This window comes from Mycobacterium sp. C31M (assembly GCF_053345865.1).
The window spans coordinates 1-15,488 of sequence record NZ_JBKFAX010000025.1; the positions used below are offsets into that span (position 1 = coordinate 1).

13 protein-coding genes and 3 pseudogenes are annotated in these 15,488 nt (G+C 66.3%); 5 read left to right on the forward strand and 11 right to left on the reverse strand.

Features of this window, described 5'->3' with window-relative positions; all coding sequences use genetic code 11:
* Window positions 1-147 precede the first annotated feature (147 nt).
* The 4 genes from ACLBYA_RS28450 to glsA all read right to left on the reverse strand — a co-directional run bounded on the left by ACLBYA_RS28450 (window position 148) and on the right by glsA (window position 5,049).
* A complete protein-coding gene (locus ACLBYA_RS28450; RefSeq protein WP_447712833.1) occupies window positions 148-843 on the reverse strand; it encodes a YciI family protein in 696 nt (231 codons plus the stop codon).
* 106 nt (window positions 844-949) lie between these two features.
* The gene (locus ACLBYA_RS28455) at window positions 950-2,266 is read right to left on the reverse strand and encodes a DUF222 domain-containing protein (protein ID WP_447712834.1); all 1,317 of its coding nucleotides are present in this window, start codon (window positions 2,264-2,266) and stop codon (window positions 950-952) included.
* A gap of 114 nt (window positions 2,267-2,380) precedes the next feature.
* Window positions 2,381-4,033: an MFS transporter gene (locus ACLBYA_RS28460; RefSeq protein WP_447712835.1), complete on the reverse strand. Its 1,653-nt coding sequence runs from the start codon at window positions 4,031-4,033 to the stop codon at window positions 2,381-2,383.
* Window positions 4,030-5,049, reverse strand: a complete 1,020-nt coding sequence (gene glsA, locus ACLBYA_RS28465; RefSeq protein ID WP_447712836.1) for a glutaminase A — start codon at window positions 5,047-5,049, stop codon at window positions 4,030-4,032. Before glsA ends, ACLBYA_RS28460 begins: the two co-directional genes overlap by 4 nt.
* Before the next feature lie 156 nt (window positions 5,050-5,205).
* Between glsA and ACLBYA_RS28470 the strand changes: the two genes are divergently transcribed.
* The gene (locus ACLBYA_RS28470; RefSeq protein ID WP_447712837.1) at window positions 5,206-5,481 is read left to right on the forward strand and encodes a hypothetical protein; all 276 of its coding nucleotides are present in this window, start codon (window positions 5,206-5,208) and stop codon (window positions 5,479-5,481) included.
* Between the two features lie 94 nt (window positions 5,482-5,575).
* On the opposite strand, the gene ACLBYA_RS28475 is transcribed toward ACLBYA_RS28470, so the two are convergent.
* The 4 genes from ACLBYA_RS28475 to ACLBYA_RS28490 all read right to left on the reverse strand — a co-directional run bounded on the left by ACLBYA_RS28475 (window position 5,576) and on the right by ACLBYA_RS28490 (window position 9,775).
* The gene (locus ACLBYA_RS28475; protein ID WP_447712838.1) at window positions 5,576-6,553 is read right to left on the reverse strand and encodes an ornithine cyclodeaminase family protein; all 978 of its coding nucleotides are present in this window, start codon (window positions 6,551-6,553) and stop codon (window positions 5,576-5,578) included.
* A complete protein-coding gene (locus tag ACLBYA_RS28480; protein ID WP_447712839.1) occupies window positions 6,550-7,464 on the reverse strand; it encodes an ABC transporter substrate-binding protein in 915 nt (304 codons plus the stop codon). The genes ACLBYA_RS28475 and ACLBYA_RS28480 overlap by 4 nt, the downstream gene beginning before the upstream one ends.
* 33 nt (window positions 7,465-7,497) lie before the next feature.
* Window positions 7,498-8,952: an MFS transporter gene (locus ACLBYA_RS28485; RefSeq protein ID WP_447712840.1), complete on the reverse strand. Its 1,455-nt coding sequence runs from the start codon at window positions 8,950-8,952 to the stop codon at window positions 7,498-7,500.
* Window positions 8,953-9,154: 202 nt separating this feature from the next.
* Window positions 9,155-9,775: a GntR family transcriptional regulator gene (locus ACLBYA_RS28490; RefSeq protein WP_447712841.1), complete on the reverse strand. Its 621-nt coding sequence runs from the start codon at window positions 9,773-9,775 to the stop codon at window positions 9,155-9,157.
* A 102-nt stretch (window positions 9,776-9,877) separates the two neighbouring features.
* Here ACLBYA_RS28490 and ACLBYA_RS28495 point away from each other — a divergent pair.
* Window positions 9,878-10,402 (forward strand): annotated as a pseudogene (locus ACLBYA_RS28495) (DUF6611 family protein).
* 106 nt (window positions 10,403-10,508) lie between these two features.
* Here the strand turns inward: ACLBYA_RS28495 and ACLBYA_RS28500 are convergent.
* Both ACLBYA_RS28500 and ACLBYA_RS28505 read right to left on the reverse strand, forming a co-directional pair.
* The gene (locus ACLBYA_RS28500; protein ID WP_447712842.1) at window positions 10,509-11,180 is read right to left on the reverse strand and encodes a hypothetical protein; all 672 of its coding nucleotides are present in this window, start codon (window positions 11,178-11,180) and stop codon (window positions 10,509-10,511) included.
* Between the two features lie 81 nt (window positions 11,181-11,261).
* Window positions 11,262-11,933 (reverse strand): hypothetical protein, encoded by a 672-nt coding sequence (locus ACLBYA_RS28505; protein ID WP_447712843.1) that lies wholly within the window; start codon window positions 11,931-11,933, stop codon window positions 11,262-11,264.
* Window positions 11,934-12,126: 193 nt separating this feature from the next.
* On the opposite strand from ACLBYA_RS28505, the gene ACLBYA_RS28510 reads away from it, so the two are divergent.
* The 3 genes and pseudogenes from ACLBYA_RS28510 to ACLBYA_RS28520 form a co-directional block, all read left to right on the forward strand.
* A complete protein-coding gene (locus ACLBYA_RS28510) occupies window positions 12,127-12,312 on the forward strand; it encodes a potassium-transporting ATPase subunit F (protein ID WP_447712844.1) in 186 nt (61 codons plus the stop codon).
* Window positions 12,249-12,841 (forward strand): annotated as a pseudogene (locus ACLBYA_RS28515) (winged helix-turn-helix domain-containing protein); the annotation flags it as partial. The gene ACLBYA_RS28510 and the pseudogene ACLBYA_RS28515, both read left to right, overlap by 64 nt.
* Before the next feature lie 22 nt (window positions 12,842-12,863).
* A pseudogene (locus ACLBYA_RS28520) lies at window positions 12,864-14,636 on the forward strand (DUF4118 domain-containing protein); the annotation flags it as partial.
* Here the strand turns inward: ACLBYA_RS28520 and ACLBYA_RS28525 are convergent.
* Window positions 14,633-15,475 carry a helix-turn-helix domain-containing protein gene (locus tag ACLBYA_RS28525; RefSeq protein WP_447712845.1) on the reverse strand — a complete coding sequence of 281 codons (843 nt, stop codon included), beginning with the start codon at window positions 15,473-15,475 and terminating at the stop codon, window positions 14,633-14,635. The pseudogene ACLBYA_RS28520 and the gene ACLBYA_RS28525 overlap by 4 nt on opposite strands.
* Between the last annotated feature and the right edge of the window lie 13 nt (window positions 15,476-15,488).

A 15,488-nucleotide genomic window follows, 5' to 3' on the forward strand; every position in this document is an offset into this window, starting at 1 on the left:
TCCGAGAGGGTTGGTGCGTTCCTAGACAGCTCGCACTTCACTCGGAGGTCTTCTTCATGTCACCACGCCACGCCGTACCTAACGTCTGTGGTCAGTACAGCTAGCGACTACAGCAGAGCACCCTCGGCCGCACCGGCCGGGGGTGTTCTACGTCAACGCCGAGATGTTGGCGAGCTGGCGAAGCTCGACGATCGACACCGGGATCTGGCCGGCGATCTTGACGGCCTCCTCGCGGTCGGCGGCACGTAGTAGATAGAACCCGCCCGCCACCTCGGCGCCCTCGGCATACGGTCCGTCGGTGACGATCGCCTCGCCGCCGCGCACCCGCACCGAGGCCGCCGTGGCCGGGGGATGCAGGGCCGCCCCACCCAAGATGTGCTCGCCATAGGTTTCACCGAACACCTCGTGCTCGCGGATCTCGGTGTCCCACTGCTCACTGCCCGGCTCCGAGAACGTCACTCCGGGCGGCTCCAACAGCAGTGCGAACCAGTCGGCGCCCAGCGGGCCGGCCGGCGCCTCCCAGTCGACCATCGGCCACACCTCGACCCCGCCGGCCTTGCATGCCGGGATGTGCCGAGCCAATTCGACCGCCTCATCGAGACTGTCGGCCTCGAAGACGTAGTAGCCGCCCACCACCTCGGCTCCCTCGACAAACGGCCCGTCGGTGCTCACCCCGTTGGCAATCCGCACCGCCTCGGCAGCCGGAGCCAGCGCGTCGCCACCGCGGATGGCGTGACCGGCGCGGGTATTGAACTCGGTGTACTCGGCCATGATGGCCTCCGCAGCGGCGGCGTCGAACTCGCCCGTGGGCTCGGGGCCCCGCAGAATCGCCAGGTAATGCATCGTCGTCCGTCCTTCGGATCAGGGAGCGCAACCTCGTGTTGAACTCTCCATCCATACGACGAATGGCGCAACGCCGATCCGACACGTCGGCTCAGGAGAACCCCGCCTAATTCTCGGTGGGTGGGTCCTGGGGTTCATAGGGTGTGTACCACCACCATTGGGCGCGTTCCCCAGATGGGCCGCGACACGGTGCGACGTGCGGGGGTGGTCTGGTGGGTGGCCGGGCCAGCGACGCACTGGTCAAGAGTCGGCCCCACCGGTCGGTGACCCGGAGCCGATCCGCGGGTCCGATCAGGATGAGTTCACGTTTGTGATGCAGGCGGTGGTGGTAGGGGCAGACCAGCACCAGATTGCGCAGCTCGGTCTCCCCGCCGTCCTCCCAGTGCACCAAGTGGTGAGCATGCAACCCCATGGTCGCGCCGCGGCCGGGCACCACACAGGTCTTGTCCCGATGCTCCAACGCCCGCCGCAACCGCCGCGAAATGGTCCGCGTACTGCGGCCGGCGCCGATCGGGCGGCCATGGCGTTCCAGCCACACCTCACACGTGGCATCGCAGAGTAGGAATTGGCGTTCGGCATCGGTGAGCACCGGCCCCAGGTGCAGGGCGGCGACCTTGCTGCCCACATCGAGGTGCGCGATGACAGTCGTGTGCGCCCCGTGCGGACGCGCGGCGACGTCGGTGTCCCAGCCGGCCTCGACCACACTCATGAATGCATCCACATTGGTGGGCAACGGCGGCCTGGGATCCGCGGGCAGCGCCACATCAGGGTCCACCGTGGCCTCCGGAATCTGCGCGGCGGCATCACGGCTGCCTTGGGCCTCGCGGTCACGTGTCCAGTCCGCGACCAGTTTGTCTTTGTGGGAGGCCATCGCCGCGTCGAACGTCGCGGCCTCCAACTTGGGCAGCCGGATCCGGTAGGTGGTGTAGCCGTCCTGCTCGTAGCTGATGAAATCCCGCTTGGATTCCCGTTTCGGCTCCGGCTTGGACTGGGGTTCCTGTTTGACCGCGGTCCGCAACTGCGTCACCGTCGCGGTCTTGGCCAACTCTGCGTAGTGGTCATCGGAACCATCGGCGGCGCGCTCAGCGATCACCCCGAACTGATCCATCGACAACTGTCCCTCACACAGGCTGGCCGTCAACCGCGGAAACTGGTCGGTGCGTTGGGCGATCGCCACCAACGTTTGGGCGTTGCGTGGGGACATGCCGGTGCGCCACGCCACCAACGCCGCCAACGAACGACACCCCGAATCACCCCACAACGCCGGGCCCTGGCCACCGTCCATCTCGGCAACGATCCCCACCAATTCGCCGTCGATCGCGTTGCGTTGACCCATCAATTCCGCGATCCGGTCATACAAGCCCAACATCCGATCCGCCACCGACACCACATGCTCGGCGTATGGCGCTGTCGGAGGCGGCATACCCCGATTCTAAAGACAGGGTCCGACAAACCGGACCGCTGAAGCGAGCGCGCGAAAACTCCTCCCCGACACGGTGTGTCGGTCCGCAGACACGCACGCTCGCCGATAAGGCCGTCAATCCTCTGGCGACTCCAGGACGACGGGACTGGCTGCACTGCCGACGTTCTCGGGTATCTCGTCCGGTCGGTATCCCGGCAGCCTCGAGGCCGGCACGATCGCGATCGCGCTGACCCCGGCCAGAATCAGCAGCCCCAGCTTCAGCGCCCGCAGCCGCGCATCGGTGTTGATCTGAACCGCCGCATCGACTTCCGCGTCGGAAGCATCGGTCCGCGCGAGCACGTCACGCAGACGGTCATTACTGACGAAGTTGACCTGATCGAGGTCGACCTGGGCGATCAACCGGTCCGGGATGTCGACATCGTTGATGACCGCCTGACCCACATTCAGCGACAGAATGCCGACCAGCATGGCGCCGGCGATCGCCGTACCGACGGCGGAGGCGAGGTTCTGGGTGGTACCGCGCACCGAGCCGACGTCACCGGCCAACTCCTTGGGCGCCGCGGTCACGAGCACGTTGAAGACCAGTGTCACCAGGGCACCCTGCCCGATGCCGAAGACGATCAGGCCGAGGATCGTCGGCAGGGTCTCCCAGTTGTTGGTCACCACGAACGACAGCCAGATGAGCGCAGCGGTGGTCAGGACGAAGGAGAAGACACCGATGGCGCGAGGGGTGAAGCGCTTGTAGAACCGGACGACGAGGGTCGCGGTGACGAACACGGTCAGGTTGAACGGCAGCATCGCCATCGAGGTGTCAAATGGCGTGCGTCCCTGCACGATCTGGATGTACAGCGGAACAGTGAAATTGAGTGCCGCCTCCAGCGAGACCACGATGAACATGGCGTACACCGCTGCGCGTTCCCGGGGCGAACCCAGCACCGACAGGCTGACAAGTGGCACCTTGCCGGTGCGGGTACGGCGCCGTGTCCAGGCGAAGAAGGCCTGACCGAGCATCACGCCGATCACGACAAGGACGGGTGCGGGCGACAACCCCATCAGATCGAACGGCGCGTCGGGTGTCGCCTGCAGGACGCCCCACCCGTTGAGGTTGTTGAACCCCAGCGTCAAGGACATGACCGCCACGCCGATCAACACCGCAGCCAGGATGTCGATATCCACCGATTTGTCACCGGGAGCGGACTGGAGCCGGAAACTGAACACGAACACGGCCACCGCCAGCAGGAGCACGATCCCGAACACCGGCCGCCAGCCGACGAAGGTTCCGAGTGTCCCGCCGATAAGAAACGCGCTGACGCCAGACAAGGCCCGCGCTGAACCCAGCGATCCCACGGCTGTCGCCTGCTGTGCGCCACGGTAATTGGCAGCGATCAATGCGACCAGCGACGGAACGATGATCGCGGCGGACGCTCCCGCCACTGCCTGCGCGGCGATCACCCACGCCACCGCGGGCGAGAAGATCATCAGCAGAGCTGAACCGGCGAAGGCGGCGACCACGACGCGGAAGACGACGATCCAACCCACCCGCTGCCCGATTTTGGCGCCCACCATCACCAGTGCGGCGACCACCAGTCCGTAGGTGACGATCGCCGTGCTCACCGCGGTCGGCGGCACACCGAAGTCCTCGACCATGCCACCGATCGAAACTGGTAGTGCCGCAACATTGAACGACATCAACATCTGCGCGAGGAACAGCGCCACCATCGGCAGCCATGATGTGCGGTCTTCAGTGTCGATGGACCGGACGGTCACGGGCGCGCCTTTCGCTGTGCGGACAGAGTGTGGGCCTGCGAGGCAAAGATGTTGAGTCCCAGTACCCGTGAGAGGTAGGCGGTGGCGCGTTGGCCGCGCACACTATTTCCGGCCGAATCCAACGGCGGCGAGAACGTGCCGATGCCGGCCTTGCCCGGGGCGACCGTCACCAGACCACCCGCGACACCGGACTTCCCGGGCAGGCCGATCTCGAACAGCCACTCACCCGACCGCTCGTACGCTCCGTTCGAAGCCAGGATGGCCAAGGCGTCGCGACACACCCCCGCCGACACGACCCGCCGGCCGGTGACCGGGTTGACTCCCCCGTCTGCCAATGTCGCGCCCATCACCGCCAGATCTCGGGCCGTCACGCGCAGTGAACACTGGCGGGTGTAGACGTCGACGACCTCAAGCGGGTCCCGATCGATGCGCCCGTAGCTTTCCAACAACCGAGCGATCGCCCGGTTTCGCTGATTCGTCTCGGCTTCCGACCGGTACACGGCCTCGTCGATTTCCAACGGTCGACCGGCGAAGTCCGAGAGCCCGGCGACGATATGCTGCCACTGAGCCTCCGGATCAGCTCCAGGGATCAGCGCAGTGGTGGCGATCGCGCCGGCATTGACCATCGGATTCATGGGATGGCCGTCGTTGAGTTCGATCGCGATGACCGAGTTGAACGGCAGCCCGGTGTTGTTCACCCCGATCCGCTCGGCCACCGCCTGATGCCCGTATTCCTGACAGACCAACGCATAGACGAACGCCTTCGAAATCGACTGGATCGAGAACTCGATGTCGATATCGCCCGCAGCGTGCACACCACCGTCGACCTCGGCGACACATACTGCAAACCAGTTCGGATCGGCCTGCGCGAGAACCGGAATGTAGTCGGCAACCGAGCCATCTGTATCGGATCGGTGACGCCGATGTGCGGCCTCGACCAATGACTCGACCGCTGACCATTCCGGCAGTTCGCCGGTGTATGCGGCCTGCGCGACGTCGCCAACCTCGACTTCCACCAGACGAAGCCTAGGCAACGGCATGGGCCGATGCGACCGGTTCGGTCGTCATCGATCAGCCCGGACATGAGAGATCACTCATCTTCACCTCCAGCACTCCTCATCTGCCGACGTGACAGTGGAGTCATCGGGATGCGAGACGACAAGGAGACACATATGCAGATCATCGCGAAGCTCGCGATCGTGGGAGCCGCGATCGGCGGTCTGGGCATCGCCGGGGCCGGGGCCGCTGCCGCCGACACTGTGTTGCCGCGGTCGGTGAACATGATCACGGTCCCGGCCGACGCACCGTTCGACGACCTGGACGACTACGTCCGCGGCGAGATCCATCAGCACATCGCAGGTTGGCCGGGCTGGCAGCACAACTGGCATCCGGGCGACTGGCGCGACGACGACTGGGACGATGACTGGGATGATCGCTGGGACGACTGATCGCCGAGCACAGCAGCGACCGCCGTCAACAGACGGCGGGCGCTGTGGTGAGCGCGGGGACTGTATTTGACCGATACCGGCCCCGCGCCCACAGTCAGGAGGCCATGGCGACGGAGGTGCCGACCCCCTTCGCGTAGGCCTGTTCGATGACGAGTCCGGCGGTGGCCAGGTCCTGCAGTCCCAATCCGACCGACTCGAACAACGTTATATCGGAGTCGGATTCGCGACCTACAGCCGTCCCGGCGACCACTGCACCGAGCTCGGTGCGCACATCATCGGCAGTCAACAGCCCTTCCTCGATGGCCAGCAGGACCGCACCGGATTTCGCCAGGACCGTCGGTGTGCTGTCGACGACCAGTCGTGCCCGCCCCATGCCCGCTGCGTCAATCTCGCGGTGATCGGCCCGTGGCGGCGCCCCGACGGCGTTGATGTGCTGACCGGGCCGGAACCACTGCCCGAACCCGATCGGATCCTTCGACGGCGTCAATGTACAGACGATGTCGGCGGACCCGAAGACATCCTCGGGCTCGGGCACCGACACCACCGGAACCCGCAGGCTCTCCACTCGGGACCGGAACCGTTCGACCGTGTCGATGCTGCGCGACCACACCACGATGCGGTCGATATCGCGCACGGCGGCCACCGAATACGCATGCTCGACGGCGAGATTTCCGGCACCGATGAGGCCCAGAACCTTGGCCGAATCCCGGGCCAGATGGTCGGTGGCCACCGCACTGGCCGCCGCCGTCCGCACCGCGGTGATGGCCCGCCCGTCCAACAACGCCACACACTCCCCCGTCACCGCCGAGGTGACCAGAATGGTCGAGCGCTGCGTCGGCAGATCGCGTTCCCGGTTGCCCGGGACGTCGGACAACAGCTTCACCGTGGTCATCCCGGCGCCGGTCGCCACCATGGGCAGCGCCACCGCGTGATCGGGCAGTACCAGACCGTGCGGCGCCGGATTGCCGTACTCGCCGGCCGCCAGCCCTGCGAAGGCCTGCTCGACAGCCTTGCGGATCTGGTCCCGGTCCAGAAGTTCCGAGATCTGCGAGTGCGTCAGGATGAGCGTCATCGCGGTGCCAGTTCGGTGACTTGGTCGACCACAGCGGAGCTCACCAAATCGGTGAAGCGGGGTTGGGTGGCCACCATGCCTTCGGCGTGCAGGATTCCCGTCCACCGATCGGTGGCGTCGGCATCGATGACCGGGGTATCCCAGGTGTGCGACAACAGCATCCGCTCACACGCACCCGACAACGTCGGCAACGGCGTCGTCGGCCAGTGGTCGCGCATCAGCGGCGCCAGATCCTCCACGGCGACCGACTTGAGCAGCTGCATCGATTCCTGCAACGCCGAGACGAACCGGACCAGCCGCTCGGAGAGTTCGTCGAATCGGTCGGTGCGGCAATAATAGACGCTGTTGGGCCCCAGCCCGCCGACCTCCAGATAGTCGGCGGCGATGTACCCGGTTCCCTTGCGCTGCATCGCCTCCGCGGTGACCAGGTCGGCGACGATGGCGTCACCGAGTCCAGCACCGAACATCTCGACATACATCGGTGTCGAGAGGTCCCGCAGGAAGGTGATCGATGCCGGGTCCACACCGGACTCGCGGATCAACCCGGCGGTGAAGGCATACGGGGCGCTGCCGCCGATACCCGGTGCCAGAACTGTCTTGCCGACGAGGTCACTCCACGTGAAACCCGGCTGCGCCGAACGCATGACCAGGGCCTTGGGGAACTGATGATTCACCTGAGCGAAGACGGTCAACTCCCGCGGGCCCGCGTGGTACATCGCCGGGACCCACAGCCCGCCCAGGGCGACATCGGCGATTCCGGAGTCCAGATCGTCGAGCACACCGGTCCACGGGTCGCGGGCGGTAGCGCCCACCGTCAACTCACGATCGGCGAACACACCCACGTGATCGGCGTAGTACTGGGGCAGGTAGTTCAGTGCATGTGCGGTGGCGGAGATATTGAGATGCAACATATCTCGTGTTTCCTTTCTATCGTGGGAGGGTGATCAGGCCGGGGCGAGGACCCGCGGCTGCTCGGAGACCTCTTCCAGCGATTTGCCCAGGGTCTCGGGGCCGAAGCGGGAGGCGACGAACAGCAGCACGTACATCACCGCGATCATGAAGAACACCCCGGGCACTCCGAACCGGTCGAAGAAGAACAGCGCGGCGAACGGCATGACCGCGCCGGCGACGTTGCCGATACCGTTGACCACCGAGGTGCCCATGGCACGCACCGAGGTCGGGAACAGTTCCGGCGACCACACCGACAGCAGGGTGTTCGTCATCATGGTGAAGTATTTGAAGATCATGCCCAGGATGACGATCTTCAGCGCACTGTCGGCGAATACCGCGAAGCTGATGGCTGCGGCACACCCACAAATGGCGGCGCCTCCGACTGCAGTGCGGCGCTTGACTTTCCCTGCCAACAACGAGGCCGTCAGGGCGCCGAACACCGAGCCGATGTGCATGAACATGGTGTAGGCCAACGAGTCCGACAGCGAGTACCCACGCGACACCAGCAGGATCGGCATCAGGAAGAGCAGGGTCACCTGCGCACCGAAGGACATCCAGGACGCGGCGCCGACGGCGATGGTGCGGCGCAGGTTGCGGCCCTTGAAGACCTCGGCGTAGCTGCTCTTGGTCTGTAGCGGGATATCGTCGCCGGTCACGAATTGTTTTGTGGGGCCGGGATTGCGCAGACCTGCGACACTGCCGCTGGCCAGCCGGGTCAGGCTCTGGTTGGCTTCCTCGATGCGACCCTTGGAGAGCAGGAATCGGGGCGACTCGGGCAGGTAGCGACGGAAGTACACCACCAGGACCGCAGGCAGCGCCAGCATGACGTAGGTCCAGCGCCACGAGGTGTCGTTGCCACCGAGCGAGTCGTTCAGTGGGCCGAGCACCAGCCAGAAGAACCCGAACGAGACCAGGTTGCCGAAGCCGCCGGAGGCGAGGTTCAGGGTGGCCGTCATTGAGCCGCGGTAGCGGGTGGCCATGATCTCGCTCAAGATCGCCAGGCCGACGGTGAACTCGCCACCGAGTCCGATGCCGACAATGAAGCGGCTGGCCAAGAGCATCTCGTAGTTGATGGCGACGGCGCTGATCAAACCGCCGAGGGTATAGACCAATAGGTTGAGACTCAGCGCGAAGCGGCGACCGTACTTGTCGGCGAGGTAGCCGCCGATCAGCCGGCCGACCAGGCCGCCGACGACGGTGACCGTATTGATCATCGTCAGCTCGGCATTGCCGATCCCGAAGGTTTCCTTGAGCAACGGCCCCATGGCGCCGGTGGAGTTCTGCTCGAGCGAATCGAAGAACAATCCGGCCATCAGCAGCAGGATCAGGGCGGCCTGGACACGGCCGAAGCCGATGCGGTCCAGGACGGCGGTCAGGCCGGGGGCGGCCGCAGCATCGGCTTCTCCCTCGGCGTCGGGTGCGGACTTGAAACGATCCTTCAGGGACACGGCGGGCTCCGAATGTGATGAAAGGTGGCACCGACACCCCTCGTGTCGGTGAGCCCGACCGCAAGTCGTCCCTGACCTCAATCGCGCTGACTGAAGTTGTATACGACTTCTGTTTCATCAACATTGCCCAACAGGGTAGTTACGTTACAAGAATGAAAATCTACCCGATATTGTTAAACAATCCAAGCGGCGCTACTTCGGCTCAGCGGTCGTTGTCGGTGTCGAACATCTCGTCGAAATACCGCTCGTCACGCAGCAGATGCTCGTCCATCAGATAACCGGCCTGGGTGGTCGAACCGTTGACGATGGCCATGGCCAGAATCCGATGATCCCCGACTGAAGCGTCCGGATTGTTGCCCAATCCCCAGTTGACCCGCCGATTCACCGAGCTCAGCAGCTCGGCCAACTGCTGGTTACCCGACGCCTGCGCGACGAGCTCATGGAACGGGGTCTCGTGATCGTCGGTGCCGGCAGCGATGCCGGCGAGTTCGGCGGCGACGGCGCCACCCCGGTTCGCGGCGGCCAGTTGTGCTGCCAGTGACTCCAGTCCGCGACGGATCTGCAACAACTCCCGGCTGTCCTTGATCAGCGTCGTCGACACCGTCGCTCCGCGGTGCCGGATGATGCTGACAAACCCCTCGGACTGCAGCCGTGTCAGGGCCTCCCGCACCGGGATCCGCGACACCCCGAACTGCTTGGCGATGGTGTCCTCGACGAGGCGGGTGCCGGGCTGCAGGCGCCCGGCCAGGATGTCATCGCGCAGCGCATGGGCGATCGAGTCACCGGCGGATTCATCTCGCGGGGCGGGATTGCTCACGCACATCAGCCTAAATGGCGGTGGAGATCCCGTAAGGAAGGCTGCCGGGCCCGTCAAGATTCCGTATGAGACGGCTCGGCCGCGCCGAACCCGGCGCATCGTGGACAGGTGACCGACACCATCAGGCGACTCTGGCAGCTGCTCCTCGACGGCGACACCGCCTGGGGAGCGTTGACCATCCACCCTCAGCGCTGGGGCGCCACGTCCTACCGGATCGTCATGTACCCGCCCGGGATCTCCGTCGAGGAGCGACGCCGGGTCCGACTATGACGCGGCTTCCCGGCATGGGGTGCTGTGCTGTGGTTGTCGGCGACAGCCATCCTGTCCGGCTTCGCCGACCCGTGGTCGGCCGCGCTGATCGGCAGCTGCGCCACAGCGGCCGCCGGGATCAGCGCCCGGATCCGAGCGAAGGCAGTCAGCGCGGCGGTCCGGTCGATGGAAGTGACTGTGCCGGCGCCTAATTCCGACACCGCGCTGCTGATCCGGGCCCGCCTGATCGAAACGATCGGGACGGCCATGACGCGCGCGGACCGCCGACTCGACGACGGGGCGATCACTTGCGCCGACCATGAAACCGTGTGGTGGCGAGCGTACGAACAGCTCGACCCCACGACCGTCCCGGTGCTGAACTGATTTCGGAACCTGAGGACACAGTTGCAATGTTCCGCTGACAGCCTCGCCACGGAAACTATGGCACGGCGGCGCTGTCAGACGACCGTTGCGTCGGTCCGGCCCAGATCTAGGCGGCCGGGGCTTCCCACACGGAGGCGTCCACCGGCGAGCCGGTGACCATCTCGACGGCCGTGAAGATGAACTCGTCCTCGGTCATATCGCCGTCGACCGCCACCTGCTGCAGAGCCTCGTTGACCAACGGGAACCCGGCGGCCAGATCGAAGGTCCAACCCGACGAAGTCCGGGCGAACTCCCAATCCGTCCCGGCAGGCTCACCCTGCACCAGCATCGGGGCGTAGGCACGGTCGCCTTCGACGCGGACGTCGCCGAGGGTGTTGCCCTCCAGCGCAGCCGCGTCGATCATGCCCTCGTCCACCCCGTAGACCAACAGCCCGGAGCCGTCCATCGTGTCGAACTCCGGCGGCACCTGCACCCGCAGTCGCGCGATCATCAGCCGGTCCATCATCCCGACATTCGCGATCTCGGCCGGTCCGGCCGTCCGCGCCAGCGACACCACGTTGTCGTAGTGCTCAATGGTGGCCGGGCTGATCAGGGCGGGTACCGCCGCGCCGTTCTGCGCCCCCGCCTCGACGCGGTACTGCTCGAAGACCGCCTCCACGGCCTCGGCATCCGCGACGGGATCGGCCGAAGCCGCGACCGACTCCTCGGTGCTCGCGGAGCTCACCGCTGCGCCGTCCAGTTCCCGCTCGTTGCCGCAGCCGCTCAACAAGGCTGCCATTGCCAGAAAACCTGCCGCCAGGTGCAGTCGCACCGGATCACCTCCGCGTCGCGATTGTTTGCCATCGCAAACTCTAGCGTGTCAGTCCGATCGCGACGGCCCCAGCGTCACCGCCGGTCGCGCCAACCGCCACCGGGCGCAGCCGTCATCGATGGCCTCATCCACGGCCGACGCGATCGACGTCAGTTCCTGTTTGTCCGCCCGTAACCAGGGCGTCGCCGACCCACCGAGCAGGCTGATGCGGGTCACCTCCGCACCCCTGGAGCGCATACTCGCCAGTCGACCGAGCAGCCGCCCCGCCGCGGCAGCCCAGTCATCAGGTTCGGAACTGCTTATCTCACAATGCATCCCGATCACGCGGGGCATGCCCGGACCGGACACCGGGCAGCCCAGATCGAGATGCACCGATGCGGTCCCACCGGAGAACGCCGCCAACACCTCCAGATGGTGTTCGGTGCACGCGACAAAGCGCGTCACGCCGCTGGTCAACGCACCCGAAATACTCACTGCCGTCGCACCGCAACGCCACACCACCTGCTCGGGCGCCACCCCACTGCCACGGACCAACGCCAACTCGTCACCGCCGCGCGCATGCACCGTCACACCGTGTGCCCGCACCCAGGCCGACACCAGTGGATCGGTCAACAGCGCCGCAGGTAACCCGCACCCCGCCCGGGGCAACACCCGCCGCACGGCCCGCACCGAGGCGCGCAGCCGGTGCGGGCGAGCCGCATGCATACCCAGAACTGTCATGACTTCGGTGATACGCGGCCCGGCTGTCCGCCAGCTGTGCGGTAGCCGGAGATCACACTGGCGCATGAACGCCGTAAAGATCCCCGCTGCCGGCGTCAAGGAACCGTTAATGCCCAGTTCACGGGCCAAATCCAGCCGTAGTTTCGGCATCGGCTTCCGACCACGTTCGGCGGAGGCGTAAACGACCGCAGGAGTGTTGATCCGACGTGTTATCCACCGTCATATTCCTCGTGCTGACAGTCGCGGTGTTCGCGTTGCTCGGCCTGGTGCAGAAGCTGGTCGAGCGACTGTGAACGTTGCCAACGGCGTCGGCCTGGTGCTGGCGATCCTGATCGCGCTCTTCCTGTTCTCGGCCCTGCTGTTCCCGGAGAGGTACTAGTGACCACGACCACGCCCGACATGTCCGGGATCGACGTGCTGGCCGGGCTGCGCGGCTGGCTGACCGTGCCGGTGATCGTGCTCTCGGCGCGCACCGACTCCTCGGACAAGGTGGAGGCCCTCGATGCCGGCGCCGACGACTACGTCACCAAACCGTTCGGCATGGACGAGTTCCTGGCCCGGCTGCGCGCCGCCGTCCGGCGCGGCAGTACCGCCACCGAGGACGATCAGCCTGTCGTCGAAACCTCCTCGTTCACAGTCGATCTGACCGCCAAGAAGGCGACCCGCAGCGGTGCCGAGGTGCATCTCACCCCACCGAATGGGGCATGCTGGAGATGCTGGTGCGCCACCGCGGCAAGCTGGTCGGCCGCGAGGAACTGCTCAAGGAGGTGTGGGGCCCGGCGTACGCGAAGGAGACCCACTACCTGCGGGTGTATCTGGCCCAGCTGCGCCGCAAACTCGAGGTCGACCCGTCGCACCCGAAGCATCTGATCACGGAGGCCGGCATGGGATACCGTTTCCAGGAGTAGCCGCACAGGGGATGATGGGTGGGTGAGCATCCTCGGCCGTAAACGCGCAGACCTGCGCATCTACCTCGGTGCGGCGCCCGGCGTCGGCAAAACCTACTCGATGCTCTCCGAAGCCCACCGCCGGTTGGAACGCGGCACCGATGTGGTGGCCGCCGTCGTCGACACACACGGCCGCCGCAAGACCACCCAGCAGCTCGCCGGTATCGAGGTGATCCCGCCGAAGATCGTCGAACATCAGGGCACCCGGCAGCGCGAACTCGACGTCGACGCGGTGCTGGCGCGCCGACCCCAGGTCGTCCTGGTCGACGACCTGGCCCACACCAACACCCCGGGCTGCCGCAACGCACACCGGTGGCAGGACGTCGAGGAGATCCTCAACGCCGGCATCACCGTGATCAGCACCGTCAACGTGCAGCACCTGGAAAGCCTCAACGACGTCGTCGGGCACATCACCGGGGTCGTCGAACAGCAGCGCATCCCCGACGACATCGTGCGTGCGGCCGACCAGATCGAGCTGGTCGACATCACCCCGGAAGCCTTGCGGCGCAGACTCGCTCACGGCAACGTCTACCCGGCCGCCGAGGCGCAGGCCTCCCTGGAGGACTACTTCCGCCCCGGCAACCTGAGCGCGCTGCGACAGCTCGCACTGCTGTGGCTGGCCGACGAGGTGGACGCGGCGCTGGCCAAGTACCGCACCGACAAGAACATCACCGACACCTGGGAGGCCCGCGAACGGGTGGTGGTCGCGGTGTCCGGTGGACCCGAATCCGAGACGCTGGTACGCCGCGCCTCGCGGATCGCGTCGCGCTCCGGCGCGGAGCTCAAGGTCGTGCATGTGGTGCAGGGCGACGGGCTGGTGGCCATCACCCCGCAGCAGAAGAAGGTGCTGCGCGAGCTCGCCGCCAGCCTCGGTGCGACGATGCACACCGTGGTCGGCGAGGATGTCGCGGCCACCATGTTGGACTTCGCGCGCAGCGTCAATGCCACCCAGTTGGTACTCGGCACGTCCCGGCGGTCGAGGTGGGCGCGGATGTTCGACGAAGGTATCGGCGATCAGGTGATCCAGCAGTCCGGACGTGTCGACGTGCACATGGTCACCCACCCCGAGGCGCACTCCGGGATCACGTGGTCCCAGCTCAGCCCGCGTCGCCGCCACATCATGTCCTGGCTTGCCGCGCTGGTGATTCCGGGCGTCATCTGCGCGGTGATGACCTGGTTGCCGGCCGGTGCGCTGGGTATCGGCGGGCAGAGCGCGTTGTTCTTCACCGGTGTGCTGGCGGTGGCACTGCTGGGCGGGTTCGCCCCGGCCGCATTGTGCGCGGTGCTGTCCGGACTACTGCTGACCTACTTCCTGGTGCACCCGGTGCGCAGCCTCACCGTGTACGACGCCGACAGCGTGGTGACCATCCTGGTCCTGCTGTTGGTCGCGGTGGCCGTCGCCGCGCTGGTGGATCGCGCCGCGCACCGGGCGGCCGAGGCGCGGCGGCTGGCCCGGGAGGCCGAGTTGTTGGCGTTGTTCGCCGACTCCGCGTTGCGCAGCGCCGATCTGAGCCTGCTGCTGGAACGGGTCCGGGAGGCGTATTCGCAACGCGCCGTGAGCATCCTGGCCGCCGACGGTGACCTACTGGCCTCGGCTGGGCAGGACCCGTGCACGGATGTTGATGCCGCGGACACCGCGATCGACGTCATCGACCACGACCATTGGCTGCTGCTGTCGGGCCGCACGTTGAGCATCCGCGATCGCCGGGTGCTCAGCGCCGTGGCCGAGCAGGCGGTGACCATGGTGCGGAATCAGTCGGCGTAGCGCGCGGCGAACGCTCCCGGCGTCATCCCGGTGACACGCCGGAAATCGTGGCTCAGGTGTGCCTCGTCGGCGTAGCCCAGGTCGGCGGCGACGGCCGCGATCGTCGTCGCCCCGGTGCGCAGCCGCCAGGTCGCGTCCTGGATACGACGGCGACGGACCAGCCATTTCGGGCTGAGCCCGACACGGTGCCGGGTGAGCCGCTGCAGCGAGCGCTCCCCGATGTCGAAGTGGGCACAGACATCGGCGACCCGGCTCACCTCGGGATTGTCCTCGATGTGGGCGACGATGTCGTTGACCAGCCGGCCCTGCTCGTCGACCGGCAGGAAACGGCGCAGGAACTGGTGATAGAGCTCGACCGCGGCCGATTGTGACTGTGCCGCAGCCGGATCGGTGGCCATGGCGGCGCGAACCGGTGTGACCAGGGTGGCCCCGGATTCACCCAGCAGGTCGGCGAGTTCGATGTGGGTGTCGGTCCACCGCGCAACCGGCCCACCGGTGATCAGGGCTCCGGCGGCCGGTTCGAACATCACCCCGGCGGCCCAGCCGACACCCGACAGCGGCGTGCTGTTCAACCCCGAGGACGGACCGTAGAAGCGGGCATATTCGGCGGTGATCACCATCAGACAGACCGGGTATTGCAGTACCTGCTGGGTGTAGACCGCACCGGGCGGCACATCCCAGACCGGGATCCAGAACCGCCGAACCAGGCCGTCCAGGTCCGGTGCCGCCTCGGGTCGCGTCATCTGGATCGCGGCTTGGTGGGCGGGATCGAGCAGATGTGCCGGCTCTTCGGCGACGGTGTTGTCGGGTTTGTCCAATCCGTCAGCCATCGGTGCCACCTAC

Excerpts from the sequence above, each read along its gene's own strand:
- ACLBYA_RS28450 (WP_447712833.1), bottom strand. The coding sequence starts at position 843 with ATGCATTACCTGGCGATTCTGCGGGGCCCCGAGCCCACGGGCGAGTTC.
- ACLBYA_RS28455 (WP_447712834.1), bottom strand. The coding sequence starts at position 2,266 with ATGCCGCCTCCGACAGCGCCATACGCCGAGCATGTGGTGTCGGTGGCG.
- ACLBYA_RS28470 (WP_447712837.1), top strand. The coding sequence starts at position 5,206 with ATGCAGATCATCGCGAAGCTCGCGATCGTGGGAGCCGCGATCGGCGGT.
- ACLBYA_RS28475 (WP_447712838.1), bottom strand. The coding sequence starts at position 6,553 with ATGACGCTCATCCTGACGCACTCGCAGATCTCGGAACTTCTGGACCGG.
- ACLBYA_RS28480 (WP_447712839.1), bottom strand. The coding sequence starts at position 7,464 with ATGTTGCATCTCAATATCTCCGCCACCGCACATGCACTGAACTACCTG.
- ACLBYA_RS28490 (WP_447712841.1), bottom strand. The coding sequence starts at position 9,775 with ATGTGCGTGAGCAATCCCGCCCCGCGAGATGAATCCGCCGGTGACTCG.
- ACLBYA_RS28500 (WP_447712842.1), bottom strand. The coding sequence starts at position 11,180 with ATGGCAGCCTTGTTGAGCGGCTGCGGCAACGAGCGGGAACTGGACGGC.
- ACLBYA_RS28505 (WP_447712843.1), bottom strand. The coding sequence starts at position 11,933 with ATGACAGTTCTGGGTATGCATGCGGCTCGCCCGCACCGGCTGCGCGCC.
- ACLBYA_RS28525 (WP_447712845.1), bottom strand. The coding sequence starts at position 15,475 with ATGGCTGACGGATTGGACAAACCCGACAACACCGTCGCCGAAGAGCCG.